The following is a 20,956-nucleotide window of genomic DNA, read 5'->3' as shown; positions in this document are numbered from 1 at the left end:
AGTTTTCTTTAAGGTTTTTATTATATTCTATAGGACTCTACAAATTATAAACGTTATAAAAATTGTAGAGCGAAAACGTTCGTAAAAAGGAGAATTCTTATGAAAAAACTACTATTCTTTCTATCTTGTGGGTGGATATTTCTTACTTTATCAGGATGTTCTTCATCTATAGAAGCGGAAACTAGCTCTGAGAAAGATTCAGATAACACTTTGGTTGTATACTCGCCTAACCCTGAAGACCTTATCGAAGAAACAATCCCAGCCTTCGAAGAAAAATATGGTATTAAGGTTGACTTAGTACAAGCCAGCACTGGTGAATTGTTCAAAAAAGCTGAGGCTGAAAAAGAATCGCCTGTAGCCGATGTCATTTTCGGAGGCTCCTACGCCCTCTTCTCTTCTAACGAAAATCTTTTTGAACCTTATATTTCTCAAGAGAACGACCAGATAATCCCTGAATATCAAAATAAAACCGGATTCTACACGCCTTATACACTGGATGTCAGTGTCATCATTGCCAATTCAGCTCTTACAAAAGATATTAAAATTGAAGGCTACAATGATCTACTCAATCCTAAATTAAAAGGTAAAATTGCTACTGCTGATCCAAGTAATGCTTCTAGCGCCTTTGCTCAATTAACAAACATGCTTGTCGATCAAGGTGGATACGAAAATGAACAGGCTTGGAACTATGTGAAAAATCTATTTACCCTAGTAGATGGAAAGATTGCATCTAGCTCTTCAAATGTTTACAAAGCTGTCGCCGATGGAGAAATGGCTGTAGGGCTCACCTATGAAGATCCTGCCTTAAAACTCTTAAATGACGGAGTTGATGTAAAAGTCATTTATCCAAAAGAAGGAACCGTCTTTTTACCTGGTAACGCGGCTATCATCAAAAACGCCAAACATATGGAAAATGCTAAAAAGTTTATCGACTTCCTCCTTTCTCAAGAAATTCAAGATAAGCTAGGAACTGAAACAACAATCAGACCCATTCGTAAAAATGCTAAAACTAATAAAAATATGAAGGCTATGACAGAAATCAATATTGCCACTGAAGATTCCGATTATGTCATTAAAAACAAATCCGCCATTCTTAAAAAGTACAATGATATTTTTACAGATATCCAATCTAAACAGTAAAAGAGGTTCACTATGAGTGAGATCAAAATTATTAACGCCAAAAAAATCTACCACGATGTTCCTGTTATTGATAATTTAAATATTACAGTTCCCAAAGGAAGTCTCTTTACCATCCTTGGTCCTTCAGGGTGTGGGAAAACGACTCTTCTTCGTATGATTGCAGGTTTCAACAGTATCGAAGGCGGAGAATTTTACTTCGATGATACAAAAATCAATAATATGGAACCCAGCAAACGCAATATCGGGATGGTTTTCCAAAACTACGCTATTTTCCCACATTTGACTGTCCGAGATAATGTTGCTTTTGGTCTTAAGCAAAAGAAGGTTCCAAAAGAAGAATTGATTCAACAAACCAATAAATATCTCGAACTCATGCAAATTGCTCAATATGCGGATCGAAAACCTGATAAACTCAGTGGTGGACAACAACAACGTGTCGCCTTGGCACGCGCCTTAGCGGTTAATCCAAGTGTTCTCCTCATGGACGAGCCACTTAGTAACCTAGATGCCAAACTTCGCTTGGATATGCGTCAAGCCATTCGAGAAATCCAACACGAAGTGGGAATTACAACCGTCTATGTGACCCACGACCAAGAAGAAGCAATGGCTATTTCAGACCAAATTGCTGTTATGAAAGATGGGGTGATCCAACAAATCGGCCGACCAAAAGAACTCTATCATAAACCAGCCAATGAGTTTGTGGCTACCTTTATCGGACGCACAAATATCATCCCTGCCAATCTCGAAAAACGGAGCGACGGCGCTTATATCGTCTTTTCAGATGGCTATGCCCTTCGAATGCCAGCCCTTGATCAGGCTGAGGAACAAGCTATTCATGTAAGCATTCGTCCTGAAGAGTTTATCAAAGATGAATCTGGAGATATTGAAGGAACTATTAGCGATAGCGTCTATCTTGGACTAAATACGGAGTATTTCATTGAAACAGGCTTTGCCTCAAAAATTCAGGTTAGCGAAGAATCAACTTTTGAAGAAGATCTACAAAAAGGCGATCGTATTCGTCTACGAATCAATACTCAAAAATTAAACGTCTTTTCTGCAGATGGTTCCCAAAACCTGATAAAAGGAGTCAACCATGGAACGTAAAAAACTAAATATTTGGACAGCCTCCTCTTTCTTCATCTTTCTTACCTATCTTGTCTTTCTCGTTTATCCTATCGTTACCGTGCTCAAGCAAGCACTCATACATGAAGGACAATTCTCACTAGCTAATTTTGTCACTTTCTTTAGTAAAGCTTACTACTCTGAGACACTTGTCAACAGTTTCAAGGTCTCCATTACCGCTACTGTCACTTCCTTAGTTGTAGGAACCCTATTAGCTTATCTTTTTTCCATGTATGACTTCAAGGGAAAGAAATTTCTACAAATATTGATTATCATTGCTTCCATGTCAGCTCCTTTCGTGGGAGCCTACTCCTGGATTCTCTTGCTGGGACGAAATGGGGTCATCACTAAATTTCTGACAAATACTCTTCATCTTCCAGCTATTGATATTTATGGATTCAAAGGAATTGTACTTGTCTTTACACTGCAACTATTCCCACTGGTATTTCTATACGTTGCTGGGACAATGAAAAGTATTGACAATTCTCTACTTGAAGCTGCTGAAAGCATGGGGTCCTTCGGATTTAAGCGTATCGTAACGGTTGTTTTACCTCTCCTAGTTCCAACCTTACTAGCTGCTGCCCTGCTTGTGTTTATGAGAGCATTCTCAGATTTTGGAACGCCTATGTTGATTGGTGAAGGATATCGGACTTTCCCGGTCTTGATTTATACCCAATTCATTAGCGAGGTTGGAGGAAATTCTGCTTTTGCATCTGCTTTAGCAATTATGGCGATTATCATTGCCTTGGCAATCTTCCTTATCCAAAAATACATCTCAAACCGCTACAGTTTCAGCATGAATTCGCTCCATCCAATTGAGCCTAAAAAAACTACAAAAGGAAAAATGGCTGCCATTTATGCAACAGTCTACGGAATTATCTTGTTCTCTGTTCTACCTCAAGTCTACTTGATTTATACTTCTTTCCTAAAAACATCAGGTATGGTATTTGTCAAAGGTTATTCTCTAAACAGTTACAAGGTAGCTTTCAATCGTATGGGATCTGCTATTTTCAATACTATTCGTATCCCTTTGATTGCCTTAGTTCTAGTTGTCCTATTCGCAACATTTATCTCCTACCTAGCCGTTAGAAAACGGAATTTGTTTACAAACTTAATTGACAGCCTCAGTATGGTCCCTTATATTGTACCCGGAACTGTTCTAGGGATTGCCTTCATTTCTTCCTTCAATACCGGTCTATTTGGAAGTGGATTTCTTATGATTACAGGAACTGCTTTCATCTTGATCATGTCCCTATCTGTCAGAAGATTACCGTATACTATTCGCTCATCTGTTGCTAGCTTGCAACAAATAGCACCAAGTATTGAAGAAGCTGCTGAAAGCTTAGGAAGTAGCCGTCTCAATACCTTTGCCAAGATTACAACTCCAATGATGCTATCTGGTATTATTTCTGGAGCTATCCTATCTTGGGTTACAATGATTTCAGAACTCTCTACTTCTATCCTCCTCTACAATGTCAAAACAAGAACAATGACTGTAGCCATTTATACAGAGGTTCTCAGAGGGAATTACGGTGTAGCCGCAGCCTTATCAACTATCCTGACTGTTCTAACAGTAGGTTCCTTGCTCTTGTTTATGAAAATCTCTAAAAGCAATAGCATTACACTTTAGTTTTCCCCATCAAAAACAGCCGAAAGAATTCTCGGCTGTTTTTTCTTATCTTGATATTCTTATCAAATTCCTAGCTCATTGATTAAATAGAGGCTTCTTCCATCTTCTCACGTCCTAGTTCTCGGTAACTACGGTCGCCGACAATTTCTACGCTAAACTGGCCGTCCTCATATTCAAGGATCGTCACGCTACCATTATCGAGACCATGCGGATGCATGCCATTAATCAGATAAACAATGGTTCCAATGGTCATTCCGTGGCTAACGACAAGAGCATTGCCCCCACCTTGTTCTTCCATTTCTTTGGCAATCGCTTCAAAACCTTCCTTGATTCGGCCACTGAGTTTTTCCCAGCCCTCAGCCCAACCAGCTGTATCAACCTCTACCAAACCTTCAGCCAGTTCAGCATAAGACAATTGGTGAACGTGGTCCACATTAAAGATACGAGGAATAATGCCCATGAAAAGATCACCATCATAAGCCCCATCAAAACTACCGAAACACCATTCTCTGATACGTTTGTCCATGCGATAAGGTATTTTCCCTTGCAAGCCAAGTTCTTCAAGAATGATTCCCATGGTCTGAATGGTGCGACCAGAATCACTGGAATAAGCGCGCTCAAACTGTAGACCAGATTCTCGCAAACCGATTCCTAATTCTTGAATCCCTCGCTCACCTTCAGCTGTTAAGGGAGTATCGCTCCAACCTTGCGCGCGACCAATCGTGTTAAACATGGTCTTGCCATGACGTACCAAATACAATCGTACTTTTACCATTTTCCGTCCTCCGTTTGCTTCTATTATAACATGGATGATAAAACAAAAGCCACCCATACAGGCGACTTTTGCAGGAGATTATTATGAAAAAGTTTAGGAGTTCATTAAATAAAGATATTAGATGAAAATCAAATTCAAACTAAATCAGTGTTATCTGTTTCAAATAATATTAGGAGGTCTTTATTTAATGATTATAGTATACACATCCAACCTTAAATAGAACTTAAAATTTCTCCTATTTTCTTAATTTTTAAAACTATGAATTGGTGCTGGGATTTGTCCTCCACGAGAGATGAAATCGACAGACGAAGCCCCATTGACCTTCATAACAGGTGCAGTACCTAATAGGCCACCAAATTCAATCATATCGCCTTCTTTTCCTTTTGGAATGATACGAACAGCTGTTGTTTTCATGTTAATGACACCAATTGCAGCTTCATCTGCAATCATAGCCGCAATGGTTTCAGCAGGTGTATCCTCCGGAATGGCAATCATATCCAAACCAACGGAACAGATAGCCGTCATGGCCTCTAGTTTTTCTAAATTAAGAGAACCATTTTGCACTGCAGCAATCATTCCTTCATCCTCTGAAACAGGGATAAAGGCACCAGACAAACCACCGACTTGGTTGCAGGCCATCACTCCGCCCTTCTTAACTTGGTCATTCAAGAGAGCCAAGGCAGCCGTCGTCCCGTGTGTTCCAACTGTCTCAAGTCCCATTTCCTCAAGCACCCGTGCCACAGAATCTCCAACCGCAGGAGTTGGCGCCAAACTCAAGTCCACAATACCAAACTCCACACCCAGTCTCTCACTGGCCATTTGACCAACCAATTGACCGATACGAGTGATTTTAAAGGCAGTTTTCTTGACTGTTTCTGCTACTACATCAAAGCTCTGTCCACGAACTTTTTCCAAGGCACGTTTCACCACACCAGGACCAGAAACTCCGACATTGATGATAACATCTGCCTCCCCAACACCATGGAAGGCACCCGCCATAAATGGATTGTCCTCAACAGCATTAGCGAATACAACCAACTTAGCTGCCCCCATATCAGATAGAGTTGCCGTTTCCTTGATAACTCGTCCCATATCTGCGACAGCCGTCATATTGATACCAGACTTGGTTGAGCCTATATTGACTGACGAGCAGACCTTATCCGTTTCAGCCAAAGCACGAGGAATAGAATTGATAAGAATCTCATCTCCCTTTTGATAACCCTTTTGTACCAAGGCTGAAAAACCACCAATAAAGTCCACACCAATCTCTTTCGCAGCCTTATCAAGTGCTTTTGCCAGAACCACATAGTCTGTCGCATCTGTCGCCGCCCCAATCAGAGAAATAGGAGTCACCGATACACGCTTATTAACGATTGGAATCCCCAACTCAGCCGCAATTTCATCGCCAACAGCCACTAAATTAGCTGCCTTGGTCCTAATCTTTTGATAAATTTTCTCCGCAGCACGATTGATATCCGGATCGATACAGTCCAATAGGGAAATCCCCATGGTAATAGTTCTGATATCGAAGTTTTGCTCCTCAATCATGGAGATGGTTTCAGTAACTTGTCTAATATCCATGATAACCTCCTAGATATTATACATAGCTTCGAAAATCGCTGCACTCTGAATGTTGATTTTCACATTCAAAATTTGCCCAAAAGCTTCAAATTCATTACGAAGACGTGTAAAATCTTGCTTTTCATCACTAGAGACGACAGCCATCATCGTGAAATATTCATCCAAGACAGTTTGAGAGATATCATCAATATTCAAACCCAATTCTGCTATTTTACCAGAAACACCTGCAACAATTCCAGATTTATCTTTACCAACAACAGTTATAATCGCTTTCATAAGCAAACTCCAATTCTTCTTTTAATAGGAAACCTGAACATTAAACAGGATTCTTTTCAAATAGTATAGCATAATTCTAACTAAAATACTCAAAAACGCCTGCTTACGAAGTTGTTCTTAAGAAAAAAACAATTTCGTAAACAAGCGTCTACTATCCCAACTTATGATGAGTGTTCCCGCTAGGACCGAAATCCTAGCGGTAGACCAGAGCTAGACTAAGAGCACAAGACTCCATCATCATAACACTCAACAAAATTGATGATTTTATACTAATTCGATGATCGCCATTGGCGCTGCATCACCACGACGTGGTTCAGTTTTAAGGATACGAGTGTATCCACCGTTACGTTCAGCATAACGAGGTGCAATTTCTGAGAACAATTTTTGAAGTGCTGTAGTAGAAGTGTACTTATCAGTTGCTTCATCATAGTTTTCAGATGCGATTTCATTACGTACGAAAGCAGCTGCTTGACGACGTGCATGCAAATCACCACGTTTACCTAGAGTAATCATTTTTTCAACAGTTTTACGGATTTCTTTAGCACGAGCTTCAGTTGTCACGATTGATTCGTTGATCAAAAGGTCAGTTGTCAAATCGCGAAGCATTGCTTTACGTTGTGAGCTAGTGCGTCCTAGTTTACGGTAAGCCATTTATTCCTCCTTTATTTATCTTTTAATCCAAGACCCAAATCAATGAGTTTGAGTTTCACTTCTTCCAAACTCTTGCGTCCAAGATTTCGTACTTTCATCATCTCTGCTTCAGATTTTTCTGTCAAATCATGCACAGTATTGATACCGGCACGTTTCAAACAGTTGTATGAACGCACAGACAAGTCCAGTTCCTCAATCGTACGATCCAAAATACGGTCGTCAGATTCAGTATCAGCTTCTTTCATCACTTCAGTTGACTTAGCAATCTCAGTAAGATTTGTAAACAAATCAAGATGTTCTGTCAAAATACGTGCTGAAAGCCCTAAAGCATCTTCTGGAATAATTGTTCCATTTGTCAAGATTTCAAGGGTTAATTTGTCAAATCCATCATTGCTACCTACACGAGCAGGTTCCACTTGATAGTTGACTTTTGTAACTGGTGTATAAATAGAATCTACAGCAAGTGTTCCAACTGGTGCATTATCTTTTTTATTTTCATCAGCAGGTACATATCCACGACCACTGTTAACAGTCATAGTCGCTTTTAGGGAAGAACCTTCACCGATTGTAAAGAGATAATGATCTGGATTTACAATTTCAATATCGCTATCTGTCAAAATGTCACCAGCTGTTACCTCAGCAGGACCTTCAACATCCAGTTCGATGATTTTTTCGTCTTCAACGTACGATTTCACTGCAATTCCTTTAATGTTCAGAATGATTTGCATCACGTCTTCACGAACACCTGGAACTGTGTCAAACTCATGTAACACACCATCAATATTGATAGATGTCACAGCTGCTCCTGGTAGAGAAGCTAGAAGTACACGACGAAGAGAGTTACCAAGAGTTGTACCGTAGCCACGTTCAAGTGGTTCGATTACAAACTTGCCATAATCTTTATTTTCATCAATTTTTGTTATATTTGGTTTTTCAAACTCGATCATTTAGTTACTCCCTCTTAAACGAAAAGCAGTGTAATGCGATGATTATACACGGCGACGTTTTGGAGGACGAGCACCATTGTGTGGCACTGGAGTCACATCACGAATTGCTGTTACTTCAAGACCAGCGGCAGCAAGCGCACGAATAGCTGACTCACGACCAGAACCTGGACCTTTTACAGTAACTTCAACTGATTTAAGACCGTGTTCTTGTGCAGATTTAGCAGCAGCTTCAGAAGCCATTTGAGCAGCGAATGGTGTAGATTTACGAGAACCTTTGAAACCAAGAGCACCAGCTGATGACCAAGCAATTGCATTACCATGCACATCAGTAATCATAACAATAGTGTTATTAAATGTAGCGTGAATATGAGCAATACCAGATTCGATATTCTTTTTCACACGACGTTTACGTGTTGGTTTAGCCAAGACTTTTACCTCCTATATTATTTTTTCTTACCAGCAATCGCAACAGCTTTACCTTTACGAGTGCGAGCGTTGTTTTTAGTGTTTTGTCCACGGACAGGAAGTCCACGACGGTGACGGATACCACGGTATGAACCGATTTCCATCAAACGTTTGATGTTCAAGTTTACTTCACGACGAAGGTCACCTTCAACTTTGATTGCATCCACTTCACGACGGATAGCATCTTCTTGATCTGATGTAAGATCACGTACACGAACATCTTCTGAGATTCCAGCAGCAGCCAAAATTTTCTTAGATGTTGCAAGTCCGATACCATAAACATAAGTCAATGAGATTACTACGCGTTTGTCATTTGGAATGTCAACTCCAGCAATACGAGCCATGTTTTCTCCTTTCTATCTTATCCTTGACGTTGTTTGTGTTTTGGATTTGCTGGGCAAATTACCATAACACGACCATTACGACGAATAACTTTACAGTATTCGCAAATTGGTTTGACCGATGGTCTTACTTTCATTTCTTATCCCTCCAAGTTTTTCGATTATTTAAAGCGGTAAGTGATACGTCCACGTGTCAAGTCATATGGACTCATTTCGACAGTAACACGATCTCCCGCTAAAATACGAATATAGTTTTTACGAATTTTACCAGAAACTGTTGCTAAAATCTGATGTCCATTTTCAAGTTCAACCGTAAACATTGCATTCGGCATTGTATCAACTACTTTGCCTTCAACTTCAATCACATCGTCTTTTGCCACGCAAAAGCACCTCCATAAATTTCGATTCGATGCCTCTAGACACAGAGACAACAATTATAAGTCAGACTATCTCAGTATAACATTTGTAGCGGATTTTTGCAAGTGTGAAAAACGCTTTATTTCAAATTTGTCAATACTTTTTCGATATCTGAGAAGACATCATTGATATCTTGATTACCTTCGATGTCATGAACCAAACCTTTGGCACGGTAGTGAGCAATGATTGGTTCCCCTTGAGCAATATTCACATCCAAACGACGTTTGACTGTCTCAGGCTTATCATCTTCACGTTGGTAGTAATCTTCTTCTTTATAGTCAACTGGTGGGTTAAAGACCTTGTGGAAAGTTTCTCCAGTTACGCGGTGGATGATACGACCACTCAAACGTTCCAAGAGGCTATCTGGATTCACTTCTATGTTGATAACACCTTCTAGTTCGATGCCAAGTTCAGCCAATGTTTTGTCCAAGGCATGAGCTTGTTCGATTGTACGTGGGTAACCATCCAACAAGAATCCTGTTTCTTTAATATCATCTTGTGAAAGACGTTCTTTTACGATTCCATTTGTAACTTCGTCAGGAACCAATTCACCCTTGTCAATGTATGACTTAGCAAGAACACCCATTTCAGTTTGATTTGCCATTGCAGCGCGGAACATATCACCTGTTGAGATATGTGCAACATGGAATTGTTCTACGATTTTTGCTGCTTGAGTTCCCTTACCTGCACCAGGTAAGCCCATAATCAAAAGATTCATGATTTGATCTCCTTATTTTATTTTTAAATAGAAGCAAAAAGTCTTTTCACCCCTATTTAAAAACAAAATAGAAGAGGGGAGACCAAACTCTCACAAATGTTAGAGTTAAACCTCCACTCCCTCAGTAATTACTGATTCAGTAATTACTTTTATTCTGTTCTGTCCATGAAACCAACATACTTACGTTTCAATAGGTAGCCTTCCAATTGTTTGATTCCTTCAATACCTGTAGAGATAATGATCAAAAGACTGGTTCCTCCAAAAGCAACTGCTTCTGAAAGTCCGAAAACATCTTTTGCTACGATCGGTAAAATAGAAATCACACCAAGGAATAGAGAACCAACAGTTGCAAGACGACGAAGAAGTTTAGACATATATTCTTCTGTACCTTTACCAGGACGAACTCCGTGGATATAGGCACCGCTCTTTTGTAGATTCTCTGCCGCTTTTTCAGGATTAATCTGTACAAACGTATAGAAGAATGTAAAGAGAATAATCAATAAAGCATACATAGCAATACCAGTTGGTGAAGTTGTTGCCAGCATTTCTTGTGCTGTTCTTACCCAAGCCCAATCATGACCTGTAGCACTCAAAAACTGAAGAATAGCCGCAGGCGCTGCAGTAATCGAACTTGCAAAGATAACAGGGATAACTCCAGCAGGGTTTACCTTCAAAGGAAGGTAAGAGCTAGATGGAGCACCTTGTGCAACCTTAGTATATTGGATTGGAATTTTGTATTCTGCTTGTTGAACATAAGTTGTAAAATAAATGATCAACAATACAGTAATAATCAAAATGATTACGAAAATGATGGATGAGTTGATACGGCTACTTGGGACGTTCACAAAGTAGTCCACATAGATGCCCTGAATCATCTCTGGAATTGAGGCAACAATCCCGGCAAAGATAATCATAGAAACACCATTTCCGTATCCCTTATCTGTAATTTGCTCTCCCAACCAAGTCACAATCATACTACCAGCTGTTAAGATGATACCAATCATGATAAAGACTTGTGGAGTAAGAGCTGTTTTCAACAATTGAGCTCCAGCCAAAGTATTAAAACCAGCTGTAATCCCGATCGATTGCACAAAGGCTAGAACAAGAGCAATATAACGAGTAGCTTGATTTAATTTTCTTCGACCTACTTCCCCTTGTTTACCCCACTCTACAAATTTGGGTAAAATATCCATTTGCAAGAGTTGGACAACGATAGAGGCCGTAATGTAGGGGCTAACACCAAGAGCAAAAACTGAGAAGTTTTTCATGGCATTCCCTGACACCAAGCTCAACATGTTTAAGAAGGATAATCCACTTAAAGCATTCAAGCTATTGGCATTCACACCAGGAACTGTAATGCTAGTTCCGATACGAAAGACCAAAACGATAAAAATTGTGAATAAAATTTTTGATCGAACCTGCTTGACTTTAAGAGCTTCTCTTAATAATTTAAAAAACATAGGTCACCTCTCTTAGATGACTTCTACTGAACCACCTTTAGCAGTGATAGCTTCTTCAGCTGATTTAGAGAATTTAGCTGCTTTCACAGTCAATTTCTTAGTCAACTCACCGTTACCAAGAATTTTAATACCTGATTTTTCAGCTTTAACAATTCCTGCTTCGATAAGAACAACTGGAGTAACTTCAGCACCATCTTCAAAGACGTTCAATTGGTCAAGGTTCACAATTGCGTATTCTTTAGCGTTGATGTTAGTGAATCCACGTTTTGGAAGACGACGGAACAATGGAGTTTGTCCACCTTCAAAACCAAGGCGAACTCCGCCACCGCTACGAGCTTTTTGACCTTTTTGACCACGACCAGATGTTTTACCGTTACCTGATGAAGTACCACGACCAACGCGGTTACGTACTTTACGAGAACCTTCTGCAGGTTTCAATTCATGAAGTTTCATTTTTATTTTCTCCTCTTTTGTAAAATGCTAGCGCCGATAAGGGAGAAAAGGTTGTCTCCCCCATCAACTCGCCTATACGACGTCATCATAGATGACTATATCTAGTTTTAGGGGATGGTATAGTGCACATCCCCTAAAAATTCATTAGTTTACTTCTTCAACTGTTACCAAGTGAGATACTGCAGTGATCATACCACGGATAGCAGCGTTATCTTCTTTAATAACAGAGCTGTTCAATTTGCCAAGTCCAAGTGCTACAACAGTTTTACGTTGTGATGGAATGCGTCCGATTGGAGACTTAGTCAAAGTAATTTTAATTTGAGCCATTTTATCCCCTTTCTTATGCCAAATCAGAAACTGAAATACCACGAAGGGCAGCAACTTCTTCAGCGCGTTTCAATTGTTTCAAACCTTCAACAGTTGCACGAACAATGTTGATTGGAGTGTTAGAACCAAGTGATTTAGATGTAATATCTGCCACACCTGCCAATTCCACAACGGCACGAACTGCACCACCAGCCGCAACTCCAGAACCTTCTACAGCAGGTTTCAACAATACTTTAGCTCCACCGAATTCTGAAAGAACTTCGTGTGGGATTGTTGTTCCAACCATAGGAACTTCGATCAAGTTTTTCTTAGCATCATCTACTGCTTTACGGATTGCTTCTGGAACTTCTTGAGCTTTACCAGTACCAAATCCTACGCGACCGTTGTGGTCACCAACAACAACAAGAGCTGCGAAACGAAGACGACGTCCACCTTTAACAACTTTTGTAACACGGTTGACAGCAACTACGCGTTCTTCTAATTCAACTGCATTGTCTTTAAATGCCATTTTCTAGTGTCCTCCTATTAGAATTTCAATCCGTTTTCACGAGCTGCATCAGCCAAAGCTTTCACACGTCCGTGATATAGATATCCACCGCGGTCGAACACCACTTCTGAAATACCTTTAGCGTTTGCACGTTCTGCAACGAGTTTACCGACAGCAACGGCTTGTTCAGTTTTAGTTCCTTTTGAAACTTCTTTGTCAAGAGTTGAAGCACTTGCGAGCGTTACACCCGCTACGTCATCAATCACTTGAGCGTAGATGCCTGTATTAGAACGGAATACGTTCAAACGTGGGCGATCAGCAGTTCCAGAGAGTTTTCCGCGAACGCGACGGTGGCGTTTTTGGCGGAGTTTGTTTTTATCTGGTTTTGAAATCACAGTTTTCACCTCTTTAGTTTTAAATCGTGTGCTATGCACAAAGTTGGAAAATAGGTTGGTGGTTGAGACTCAACCACTCAACATTATTTACCTGTTTTACCTTCTTTACGGCGAACGAATTCACCAACGTAACGGATACCTTTACCTTTATATGGTTCTGGTGAACGAAGGCTACGTACGTAAGCAGCTGTTTGACCAACTACTTCTTTTGAAATTCCGCTAACAACGATTGTTGTTGGATTTGGAAGTTCAAAAGTAATTCCTTCTGGAGCTTCAACTTCGTCTGGATGAGATTTACCAACAGCCAAAACAAGTTTAGATCCTTGAAGTTGTGCACGGTAACCAACCCCGCGCATTTCAAGTTCTTTCTTGAATCCTTCTGATACACCAATAACCATGTTGTTCAAAAGGGCACGAGTAGTTCCGTGGATAGTTTTCATTTCTTTTGAATCGTTTGGACGGTGAAGAGTTACTTCACTACCTTCCACACGGATTTCAATATCTTTTGAGAACTCACGAGTAAGTTCTCCTTTAGGTCCTTTTACAGTTACAACGTTGTCATTGTTAGTGATTTCTACACCAGCAGGCAACACGATAACTTTATTACCAATACGTGACATGTTTATTTTCTCCTGTTAGATTGTCAGGCCTAAACGGCCAGTTTTCACGGGGGTTCAGATACTTATTTAGTTCAAGAGCTGAACTGAACACGCTCTAACGAGCTTTGTATCTTGATTTGAGTTCGAGCTAAGAATTTGGTGAAAAAGATAAGTTTGTCTTGGAGCATCGCTCCTGCTACAAACTTCCTATTTTCACTGCATTCTTTTAACGCTTTCACATCATCAATTACCAAACGTAAGCGATAACTTCCCCACCAACATTCTTTTGGCGTGCTTCTTTATCAGTAAGCAAACCTTCAGAAGTTGAAAGGATAGCAATTCCAAGTCCGTTAAGAACTTTTGGAAGGTCTTCACGTTTTTTGTAGACACGAAGTCCTGGTTTAGAAACACGTTTCAAGTTAGTGATAACTTTTTCACCGTTTGGTCCGTATTTAAGGAATACACGGATGATGCCTTGTTTGTCATCTTCGATGATTTCAACGTTTTTTACAAAACCTTCGCGTTTAAGGATTTCAGCAATCCCTTTTTTGATGTTTGATGCAGGTACTTCAAGTACTTCGTGTTTAGCTTGGTTAGCGTTACGAATACGAGTTAGGAAGTCTGCGATTGGGTCAGTCATAACCATTTTGTTTTTCTCCTCTTACTAGTAGTTTGCAAGTTGCACTTGCTAGTTAATGATTGAGCTAGGCTCAGATAGTATTGATACATTCAAATAAGAAAACTCTTATTTGAACACGAGCTACAACCTGCGCAAAAAAGATAAATTTGTTTTGGAGCATCGCTCCTACACCAAATTTCCTATTTTTGCTGTGGTTGTTACGCTCTTTGTATCATGATATTACCAAGATGCTTTGGTAACGCCTGGGATTTGTCCTTTGTAAGCTAATTCACGGAAGCAAACACGGCAAAGTTTAAATTTGCGGTAAACTGAATGTGGACGACCACATTTTTCACAACGAGTATAAGCTTGAGTAGAGAACTTCGCTGGACGTTTGTTCTTAGCAATCATTGATTTTTTAGCCATTAGATTTACCTCCTATATTATTTTGCAAAAGGCATTCCAAGGCCTGTAAGCAATGCACGTGACTCTTCGTCAGTGTTAGCAGTTGTTACGATAACGATGTCAAGACCACGAGTTTTGTCAACGTCATCGAAGTTGATTTCTGGGAAAATCAATTGTTCTTTCACACCAAGTGTGTAGTTTCCGCGTCCATCAAATGATTTTGTTGGAACACCGTGGAAGTCACGTACACGTGGAAGTGAAACTGAAACCAATTTATCCAAGAATTCGTACATACGTTCACCACGAAGGGTAACTTTTGCACCGATCGCAACACCTTCACGAAGACGGAAGCCGGCGATTGATTTTTTAGCTTTAGTGATAAGTGGTTTTTGACCTGAGATAAGTGCCAATTCTTCAGCAGCTTTTTCAAGGCTTTTAGCGTTTGATACAGCTTCACCAACACCCATGTTCAAAACGATCTTATCTACTTTAGGCACAGCCATCACTGATGAGTAGTTGAATTGTTCTGTCAAAGCAGGAACTACTTCATTAAGATATTTTTCTTTTAAACGATTTGCCATTATACTTCTCCTTTCCTTCGTGATTAATCAAGCACTTCGCCTGATTTTTTGTTGTAGCGAACTTTTTTACCGTCTACAAATTTGTAACCAACACGACCAGCTACACCATTTTTGTCCAAAACTTGAACGTTTGATACGTGGATAGCTGCTTCTTTCTCGATGATACCACCTTGAGGAAGTTCGTTAGTTGGACGTTGGTGTTTCTTAACGATGTTAACACCTTCAACGATAACTTTGTTTACTTTTGGAAGGGCAGTAAGGACAACAGCTTCTGTTCCCTTATCTTTACCAGCGATTACGCGAACTTTGTCGCCTTTTTTTACAAACATTAGGTTTCTCCTTGATTTTTCTTACGCCCATAAGGGCACCCTGGAGGTAAATCCAGGGGACTAGTTTGTTTCTAAAAATTAAAGTACTTCTGGAGCAAGTGACACAATCTTCATGAAGCCACCTTCACGCAATTCACGTGCAACTGGGCCAAAGATACGTGTTCCGCGAGGAGTTTTGTCTTCACGGATGATAACTGCTGCGTTTTCGTCAAATTTGATGTATGAACCATCAGCACGACGAGCACCTGATTTAGTACGAACGATAACTGCTTTAACAACGTCACCTTTTTTAACCGCACCACCAGGAGTAGCTTGTTTTACAGATGCCACGATAACATCACCGATGTTTGCAAATTTACGTCCTGAACCACCAAGAACTTTGATAGTCAAGATTTCGCGAGCACCGCTGTTGTCTGCGACTTTCAAACGAGTTTCTGTTTGAATCATTTCAGTTTTCTCCTTTCAGGTTTGATTAGATGATGACCGCTTCTTCAACAACTTCTACAAGACGGAAACGTTTTGTAGCTGAAAGCGGGCGAGTTTCCATGATACGTACGATATCGCCTTCTTTGGCAACATTGTTTTCATCATGAGCTTTGTATTTTTTAGAGTAGTTAATACGTTTACCATAGACTGGGTGGTTACGTTTTGTTTCAACTACAACTGTGATTGTCTTGTCCATTTTGTCAGATACAACACGTCCAACAAGAACTTTACGATTATTGCGTTCCATTGAAATTTCTCCTTCCCTAGTCTATTATTTCGCTTCAGATTGAACTGTTTTGATACGAGCGATTTGTTTTTTAACTTCTTTCAAGCGAGCTGTTTGTTCCAATTGACCAGTAGCAGCTTGGAAACGAAGTTCAAACAATTCTTTTTTCAATTCGTTTTCGCGCTTCGCGAGTTCTTCTTGAGAAAGACCACGAAGTTCTTTAACAAATTCTTTTACTTCATTAAGTTTCATGCCTTCTCCTTATTCTGCTTCACGTTTTACGAATTTACATTTAACTGGCAATTTGTGGCTAGCAAGACGAAGCGCTTCGCGAGCGATCTCTTCAGATACACCAGCGATTTCGAACATCACTTTACCACGTTTAACTGGTGCTACCCAACCTTCAGGTGCCCCTTTACCAGATCCCATACGCACACCGATAGCTTTAGCAGTGTATGATTTGTGTGGGAAGATTTTAATCCAAACTTTACCACCACGTTTCATGTAACGAGTCATGGCGATACGAGCAGCTTCGATTTGGCGGTTAGTGATCCAGTGGCTAGTTGTAGCTTGAAGACCGTATTCACCGAATGCTACTTCTTTTCCACCTTTTGCTTCACCGCGCATTTTTCCACGGAATTCACGACGGTGTTTAACACGTTTAGGTACTAACATTGGTTATTTACCTCCTTTAGTGTTTTTGCGAGCTGGAAGAACTTCACCACGATAGATCCATACTTTAACACCAAGTTTACCGTATGTAGTATCTGCTTCTTCCCAAGCGTAATCGATATCTGCACGAAGTGTGTGAAGTGGAACAGTTCCTTCAGAGTATCCTTCAGCACGGGCGATATCTGCACCGTTCAAACGACCTGATACTTGAGTTTTAATTCCTTTAGCTCCAGCACGCATTGCACGTTGGATTGCTTGTTTTTGTGCACGACGGAAAGCAACACGTTGCTCCAATTGACGAGCAATACCTTCACCTACAAGGTGAGCATCCAAATCAGGTTGTTTGATTTCGATGATGTTGATGTGTACTTGTTTTCCAGTCAATTTGTTAAGTTTTGCACGGAGTGCATCAACGTTAGCACCACCTTTACCGATAACCATACCTGGTTTAGCAGTGTGAAGTGAAACGTTAACTTTGTTTACTGCGCGTTCGATTTCGATAGTTGAAACTGCTGCGTCAGCAAGTTCTTTTTGAACGAATTTACGGATTGCAAGATCTTCATGAAGGTAATCCGCGTATTCTTTTTCAGCATACCATTTGGCATCCCAATCACGGATGATGCCGACACGCATACCAATTGGATGTACTTTTTGACCCACGATTTTACCTCCTTATTTTTCTGCAACAGCTACAGTGATGTGAGCTGTACGTTTGTTGATTGGTGAAGCTGAACCTTTCGCACGTGGACGGAAACGTTTCATAGTTGGTCCTTCGTTTGCGAATGCTTCAGATACTACCAAGTTAGCTTTATCCAAACCAAAGTTGTTTTCAGCGTTAGCTACAGCTGAGTTCAAAACTTTCAAGATGATTTCAGCGGCTTTGTTTGGAGTGAATGTCAAGATTGCGATTGCATCGGCTACGCTTTTACCACGGATGTTATCAAGAACAAGACGTGATTTACGAGGTGAAACACGTACTGTACGAGCCATTGCTTTAGCTGAAGTAATTTCTGCCATTTATGTTCTCCTTATTTTCTACGTGTTTTCTTGTCGTCTGCAGCGTGACCTTTGTAAGTACGAGTTGGTGCAAATTCACCAAGTTTGTGACCTACCATGTCTTCTTGGATGTAAACAGGTACGTGTTTACGTCCGTCATAAACTGCAATAGTGTAACCAATGAAACTTGGGAAGATCGTTGAACGACGTGACCAAGTTTTAATAACTTTTTTCTTTTCGTCGTTAGCTTGAGCTTCAACTTTTTTCATCAAATGCTCATCGACGAAAGGTCCTTTTTTAAGACTGCGTCCCATTTTTATATTTTCTCCTTTAAATGTTGTACCACAGCGGCTTGCGCTCCTATGGAGCGCTACCGAGCTGGCGGATTTACTAGTTGCTTAAGCGACTAGTTTAATATTATTTCTCGTTGCGACGACGAACGATAAGTTTGTCAGATTTCGCTTTCTTGTTACGAGTTTTAAGACCAAGAGCAGGTTTGCCCCATGGAGTAGATGGTGCTTTACGACCAACTGGTGCTTTACCTTCACCACCACCGTGTGGGTGATCGTTAGGGTTCATTACAGAACCACGAACTGTTGGGCGGATACCTTTCCAACGGCTACGTCCTGCTTTACCAAGGTTTACAAGTCCGTGTTGTTCGTTTCCGACAACACCAACTGTAGCACGGCAAGTTCCAAGAATCATACGAACTTCACCTGATTGAAGACGAACAAGAACGTATTTACCTTCAGAACCCAATACTTGAGCAGATGCACCAGCAGCACGTACCAATTCACCACCACGACCAGGTTTCAACTCGATGTTGTGGATCAAAGTACCAACTGGGATGTTAGCAAGTGGAAGAGCGTTTCCGACTTTGATATCTGCTTCTGGACCTGAAACGATACGTTGACCTACTTCAAGACCTTTTGGAGCGATGATGTATGCTTTCACACCGTCAGTGTAGTGTACAAGAGCGATGTTTGCAGAACGGTTTGGATCGTACTCGATTGTTTTAACAACTGCTTCAACGTTGTCTTTGTTACGTTTGAAGTCAACCAAACGGTAGAAACGTTTGTGTCCACCACCTTGGTGACGAACTGTGATACGACCGTTGTTGTTACGACCAGCCTTGCTCTTCAATGCAACAAGCAATGATTTTTCAGGAGTGCTTGTTGTGATTTCAGCGAAATCCAAAGAAGTCATATTACGGCGACCGTTTGTTGTTGGTTTATAAACACGAATTCCCACGATATTTCCTCCTTAGATTATTCAGCTTCAGCAGCAAACAACTCGATTGCTTTAGAATCAGCTGTAAGTGTGATGATAGCTTTTTTAGTTTTGTTAGTAAAACCAGTGTAACGTCCAACACGTTTAGCTTTTGGTTTTACGTTGATTGTGTTAACATTTGCAACTTTAACACCTTCGAAAGCAGCTTCAACAGCTTGCTTGATCAAAAGTTTGTGTGCACGAGTGTCAACTTCAAATACATATTTTCCTGCTTCAAGTTGAGCCATTGAGCTTTCAGTGATTACAGGTTTTTTGATAACATCATACAAATTCATTATGCAAGAACCTCCTCGATTTTAGAGATAGCTGCTTGAGTAACAAGAAGTTTGTCACTATTTGCGATGTCAAGAACACTTGCAGTTGTAGCAGTCGCAACTTTCACGTTTGGAAGGTTACGAGCTGAGAGAGCTGCGAATTCGTTTCCTTCTTCAAGAATAACAAGGACTTTAGAATCGATGCTCAAAGCTGCAAGAACTTTTGCAAATTCAGCAGTTTTTGGAGCTGTAAATTCAAGAGAATCAACGGCTACAAATTTATTTTCAGCAACTTTTTCTGAGTAAACAGATTTAAGTGCAAGGCGACGAACTTTTTGAGGAAGTTTGTACGCATAGCTACGTGGAGTTGGTCCGAAGACGATGCCACCACCACGCCATTGTGGAGAGCGGATAGAACCTTGACGAGCACGTCCAGTTCCTTTTTGACGCCATGGTTTGCGTCCGCCACCTGAAACAGCTGAGCGGTTTTTAACTGCGTGAGTTCCTTGACGAAGGCTAGCACGTTGGCTGATAATCACATCAAACACAACAGATTGGTTTGGTTCGATACCAAAGATTGCATCGTTAAGAACAACTTCGCCCGCTTGTTTACCAGTTTGGTCGAATAATGTTACATTTGCCATTTTGACTGTATTCCCCTTTCCTTATTATTTACCAGCTTTAACTGCTGATTTGATAGTGATAAGAGATTTCTTAGCACCTGGTACGTTACCTTTGATAAGGATAACGTTCTTTTCTGGAACAACTTGTACAACTTCAAGGTTTTGAATTGTTACGCGGTCGCCACCCATACGTCCTGCAAGGTTTTTACCTTTGAATACGCGGTTAGGTGCAACAGGTCCCATAGAACCTGGACGACGGTGGTAACGTGAACCGTGAGCCATTGGTCCACGTGATTGTCCGTGGCGTTTGATAACACCTTGGAAACCTTTACCTTTAGAAGTACCAGTTACGTCAACAACGTCTCCAGCTGCGAATGTTTCAACTGTAATTTCAGCACCAACTTCCAAGCCTTCAACGTTTTTGAATTCACGAATGAAGCGCTTAGGAGCCGTGTTAGCTTTCGCTACATGTCCTTTAGCAGGTTTGTTGCTCAATACTTCGCGTTTGTCATCGAAACCGACTTGGATAGCGTTGTATCCGTCTGTTTCAACAGTTTTAACTTGAAGAACAACGTTTGGAGTTGCTTCAATAACTGTTACAGGGATCAATTCGCCAGCTTCAGTGAAGATTTGAGTCATTCCCACTTTTTTCCCTAAGATTCCTTTTGTCATGAGAAAATAGTTCCTTTTC

Annotated in this window: 34 protein-coding genes; 3 read left to right on the top strand and 31 right to left on the bottom strand. The window is 40.5% G+C overall.

From position 1 onward, the window contains the following. Positions 1 to 99 precede the first annotated feature (99 nt). From JQ843_RS00565 to JQ843_RS00555, 3 genes are read left to right on the top strand one after another with little or no spacing between them, the layout of a single operon-like run. Positions 100 to 1,140 (top strand): ABC transporter substrate-binding protein, encoded by a 1,041-nt coding sequence (locus tag JQ843_RS00565; protein ID WP_203212617.1) that lies wholly within the window; start codon positions 100 to 102, stop codon positions 1,138 to 1,140. Positions 1,141 to 1,152: 12 nt separating this feature from the next. Then, positions 1,153 to 2,244, top strand: coding sequence for an ABC transporter ATP-binding protein (locus tag JQ843_RS00560; RefSeq protein WP_084888266.1), 1,092 nt, complete (start codon positions 1,153 to 1,155; stop codon positions 2,242 to 2,244). Then, a complete protein-coding gene (locus tag JQ843_RS00555; RefSeq protein ID WP_050261299.1) occupies positions 2,234 to 3,892 on the top strand; it encodes an ABC transporter permease in 1,659 nt (552 codons plus the stop codon). Before JQ843_RS00560 ends, JQ843_RS00555 begins: the two co-directional genes overlap by 11 nt. An 82-nt stretch (positions 3,893 to 3,974) precedes the next feature. On the opposite strand, the gene JQ843_RS00550 is transcribed toward JQ843_RS00555, so the two are convergent. The 31 genes from JQ843_RS00550 to rplC form a co-directional block, all read right to left on the bottom strand. Continuing rightward, positions 3,975 to 4,667, bottom strand: a complete 693-nt coding sequence (locus JQ843_RS00550) for a histidine phosphatase family protein (RefSeq protein WP_203212616.1) — start codon at positions 4,665 to 4,667, stop codon at positions 3,975 to 3,977. 243 nt (positions 4,668 to 4,910) lie between these two features. Further along, entirely contained in the window at positions 4,911 to 6,248 is a 1,338-nt protein-coding gene (locus JQ843_RS00545) for a PFL family protein (RefSeq protein ID WP_000354926.1), read from the bottom strand. Positions 6,249 to 6,257: 9 nt separating this feature from the next. Beyond that, on the bottom strand, positions 6,258 to 6,524 hold the full coding sequence (locus tag JQ843_RS00540) for an ACT domain-containing protein (RefSeq protein ID WP_000644120.1): 267 nt from the start codon (positions 6,522 to 6,524) through the stop codon (positions 6,258 to 6,260). A 264-nt stretch (positions 6,525 to 6,788) separates the two neighbouring features. Continuing rightward, a complete protein-coding gene (gene rplQ / locus JQ843_RS00535) occupies positions 6,789 to 7,175 on the bottom strand; it encodes a 50S ribosomal protein L17 (protein WP_000331493.1) in 387 nt (128 codons plus the stop codon). A gap of 11 nt (positions 7,176 to 7,186) precedes the next feature. Beyond that, positions 7,187 to 8,122 carry a DNA-directed RNA polymerase subunit alpha gene (locus tag JQ843_RS00530; RefSeq protein ID WP_000568988.1) on the bottom strand — a complete coding sequence of 312 codons (936 nt, stop codon included), beginning with the start codon at positions 8,120 to 8,122 and terminating at the stop codon, positions 7,187 to 7,189. A gap of 42 nt (positions 8,123 to 8,164) precedes the next feature. Next, on the bottom strand, positions 8,165 to 8,548 hold the full coding sequence (rpsK, locus tag JQ843_RS00525; protein ID WP_001118385.1) for a 30S ribosomal protein S11: 384 nt from the start codon (positions 8,546 to 8,548) through the stop codon (positions 8,165 to 8,167). A 17-nt stretch (positions 8,549 to 8,565) separates the two neighbouring features. Beyond that, positions 8,566 to 8,931 carry a 30S ribosomal protein S13 gene (gene rpsM / locus JQ843_RS00520; protein WP_000090781.1) on the bottom strand — a complete coding sequence of 122 codons (366 nt, stop codon included), beginning with the start codon at positions 8,929 to 8,931 and terminating at the stop codon, positions 8,566 to 8,568. Positions 8,932 to 8,948: 17 nt separating this feature from the next. Next, positions 8,949 to 9,065: a 50S ribosomal protein L36 gene (gene rpmJ / locus JQ843_RS00515; protein ID WP_001808836.1), complete on the bottom strand. Its 117-nt coding sequence runs from the start codon at positions 9,063 to 9,065 to the stop codon at positions 8,949 to 8,951. Positions 9,066 to 9,089: 24 nt separating this feature from the next. Then, positions 9,090 to 9,308, bottom strand: coding sequence for a translation initiation factor IF-1 (infA, locus tag JQ843_RS00510; RefSeq protein WP_001029883.1), 219 nt, complete (start codon positions 9,306 to 9,308; stop codon positions 9,090 to 9,092). Between the two features lie 116 nt (positions 9,309 to 9,424). Next, positions 9,425 to 10,063, bottom strand: coding sequence for an adenylate kinase (locus tag JQ843_RS00505; protein WP_001050436.1), 639 nt, complete (start codon positions 10,061 to 10,063; stop codon positions 9,425 to 9,427). A gap of 149 nt (positions 10,064 to 10,212) precedes the next feature. Further along, complete coding sequence (secY, locus tag JQ843_RS00500) at positions 10,213 to 11,523, bottom strand: preprotein translocase subunit SecY (RefSeq protein WP_000465403.1); 1,311 nt, start codon at positions 11,521 to 11,523, stop codon at positions 10,213 to 10,215. A gap of 12 nt (positions 11,524 to 11,535) precedes the next feature. Then, positions 11,536 to 11,976 (bottom strand): 50S ribosomal protein L15, encoded by a 441-nt coding sequence (gene rplO / locus JQ843_RS00495; RefSeq protein ID WP_000766087.1) that lies wholly within the window; start codon positions 11,974 to 11,976, stop codon positions 11,536 to 11,538. A 144-nt stretch (positions 11,977 to 12,120) separates the two neighbouring features. Next, positions 12,121 to 12,303 (bottom strand): 50S ribosomal protein L30, encoded by a 183-nt coding sequence (gene rpmD, locus JQ843_RS00490; RefSeq protein WP_000057241.1) that lies wholly within the window; start codon positions 12,301 to 12,303, stop codon positions 12,121 to 12,123. A gap of 13 nt (positions 12,304 to 12,316) precedes the next feature. Continuing rightward, the gene (gene rpsE, locus JQ843_RS00485; RefSeq protein ID WP_000874202.1) at positions 12,317 to 12,811 is read right to left on the bottom strand and encodes a 30S ribosomal protein S5; all 495 of its coding nucleotides are present in this window, start codon (positions 12,809 to 12,811) and stop codon (positions 12,317 to 12,319) included. A 17-nt stretch (positions 12,812 to 12,828) separates the two neighbouring features. Then, on the bottom strand, positions 12,829 to 13,185 hold the full coding sequence (rplR, locus tag JQ843_RS00480) for a 50S ribosomal protein L18 (RefSeq protein WP_000624044.1): 357 nt from the start codon (positions 13,183 to 13,185) through the stop codon (positions 12,829 to 12,831). An 83-nt stretch (positions 13,186 to 13,268) separates the two neighbouring features. Then, a complete protein-coding gene (gene rplF / locus JQ843_RS00475; protein WP_049546952.1) occupies positions 13,269 to 13,805 on the bottom strand; it encodes a 50S ribosomal protein L6 in 537 nt (178 codons plus the stop codon). Positions 13,806 to 14,031: 226 nt separating this feature from the next. Next, a complete protein-coding gene (gene rpsH, locus JQ843_RS00470) occupies positions 14,032 to 14,430 on the bottom strand; it encodes a 30S ribosomal protein S8 (RefSeq protein ID WP_000245504.1) in 399 nt (132 codons plus the stop codon). A gap of 213 nt (positions 14,431 to 14,643) precedes the next feature. Beyond that, positions 14,644 to 14,829 carry a type Z 30S ribosomal protein S14 gene (locus tag JQ843_RS00465; RefSeq protein ID WP_001085697.1) on the bottom strand — a complete coding sequence of 62 codons (186 nt, stop codon included), beginning with the start codon at positions 14,827 to 14,829 and terminating at the stop codon, positions 14,644 to 14,646. A gap of 17 nt (positions 14,830 to 14,846) precedes the next feature. Next, complete coding sequence (rplE, locus tag JQ843_RS00460) at positions 14,847 to 15,389, bottom strand: 50S ribosomal protein L5 (RefSeq protein ID WP_000013542.1); 543 nt, start codon at positions 15,387 to 15,389, stop codon at positions 14,847 to 14,849. Between the two features lie 23 nt (positions 15,390 to 15,412). Continuing rightward, positions 15,413 to 15,718, bottom strand: a complete 306-nt coding sequence (gene rplX, locus JQ843_RS00455; RefSeq protein WP_000497691.1) for a 50S ribosomal protein L24 — start codon at positions 15,716 to 15,718, stop codon at positions 15,413 to 15,415. Positions 15,719 to 15,796: 78 nt separating this feature from the next. Continuing rightward, positions 15,797 to 16,165 carry a 50S ribosomal protein L14 gene (gene rplN, locus JQ843_RS00450; RefSeq protein WP_000616545.1) on the bottom strand — a complete coding sequence of 123 codons (369 nt, stop codon included), beginning with the start codon at positions 16,163 to 16,165 and terminating at the stop codon, positions 15,797 to 15,799. A 25-nt stretch (positions 16,166 to 16,190) separates the two neighbouring features. Further along, positions 16,191 to 16,451: a 30S ribosomal protein S17 gene (gene rpsQ / locus JQ843_RS00445; RefSeq protein ID WP_000440801.1), complete on the bottom strand. Its 261-nt coding sequence runs from the start codon at positions 16,449 to 16,451 to the stop codon at positions 16,191 to 16,193. Between the two features lie 24 nt (positions 16,452 to 16,475). Beyond that, complete coding sequence (rpmC, locus tag JQ843_RS00440) at positions 16,476 to 16,682, bottom strand: 50S ribosomal protein L29 (RefSeq protein WP_000772918.1); 207 nt, start codon at positions 16,680 to 16,682, stop codon at positions 16,476 to 16,478. 9 nt (positions 16,683 to 16,691) lie between these two features. Continuing rightward, complete coding sequence (gene rplP / locus JQ843_RS00435; protein ID WP_000960946.1) at positions 16,692 to 17,105, bottom strand: 50S ribosomal protein L16; 414 nt, start codon at positions 17,103 to 17,105, stop codon at positions 16,692 to 16,694. 3 nt (positions 17,106 to 17,108) lie between these two features. Next, positions 17,109 to 17,762, bottom strand: a complete 654-nt coding sequence (rpsC, locus tag JQ843_RS00430; protein WP_000529936.1) for a 30S ribosomal protein S3 — start codon at positions 17,760 to 17,762, stop codon at positions 17,109 to 17,111. Between the two features lie 12 nt (positions 17,763 to 17,774). Beyond that, complete coding sequence (rplV, locus tag JQ843_RS00425; RefSeq protein ID WP_000818137.1) at positions 17,775 to 18,119, bottom strand: 50S ribosomal protein L22; 345 nt, start codon at positions 18,117 to 18,119, stop codon at positions 17,775 to 17,777. A gap of 11 nt (positions 18,120 to 18,130) precedes the next feature. Continuing rightward, positions 18,131 to 18,412 (bottom strand): 30S ribosomal protein S19, encoded by a 282-nt coding sequence (gene rpsS, locus JQ843_RS00420; protein WP_000533766.1) that lies wholly within the window; start codon positions 18,410 to 18,412, stop codon positions 18,131 to 18,133. 103 nt (positions 18,413 to 18,515) lie between these two features. Further along, positions 18,516 to 19,349 carry a 50S ribosomal protein L2 gene (rplB, locus tag JQ843_RS00415; protein ID WP_000512911.1) on the bottom strand — a complete coding sequence of 278 codons (834 nt, stop codon included), beginning with the start codon at positions 19,347 to 19,349 and terminating at the stop codon, positions 18,516 to 18,518. A gap of 17 nt (positions 19,350 to 19,366) precedes the next feature. Beyond that, positions 19,367 to 19,663 (bottom strand): 50S ribosomal protein L23, encoded by a 297-nt coding sequence (locus JQ843_RS00410; protein ID WP_001055347.1) that lies wholly within the window; start codon positions 19,661 to 19,663, stop codon positions 19,367 to 19,369. Beyond that, positions 19,663 to 20,286 (bottom strand): 50S ribosomal protein L4, encoded by a 624-nt coding sequence (gene rplD, locus JQ843_RS00405; RefSeq protein ID WP_000024549.1) that lies wholly within the window; start codon positions 20,284 to 20,286, stop codon positions 19,663 to 19,665. Before rplD ends, JQ843_RS00410 begins: the two co-directional genes overlap by 1 nt. A 24-nt stretch (positions 20,287 to 20,310) precedes the next feature. After that, a complete protein-coding gene (rplC, locus tag JQ843_RS00400) occupies positions 20,311 to 20,937 on the bottom strand; it encodes a 50S ribosomal protein L3 (RefSeq protein ID WP_000160197.1) in 627 nt (208 codons plus the stop codon). Between the last annotated feature and the right edge of the window lie 19 nt (positions 20,938 to 20,956).

Origin of the sequence: Streptococcus mitis, assembly GCF_905187495.1 — a bacterium.
Classification (GTDB): Bacteria; Bacillota; Bacilli; order Lactobacillales; family Streptococcaceae; genus Streptococcus; species Streptococcus mitis_CU.
Note: the sequence above shows the minus strand (reverse complement) of the source record. Positions and strands in the feature narration are given on the sequence as shown.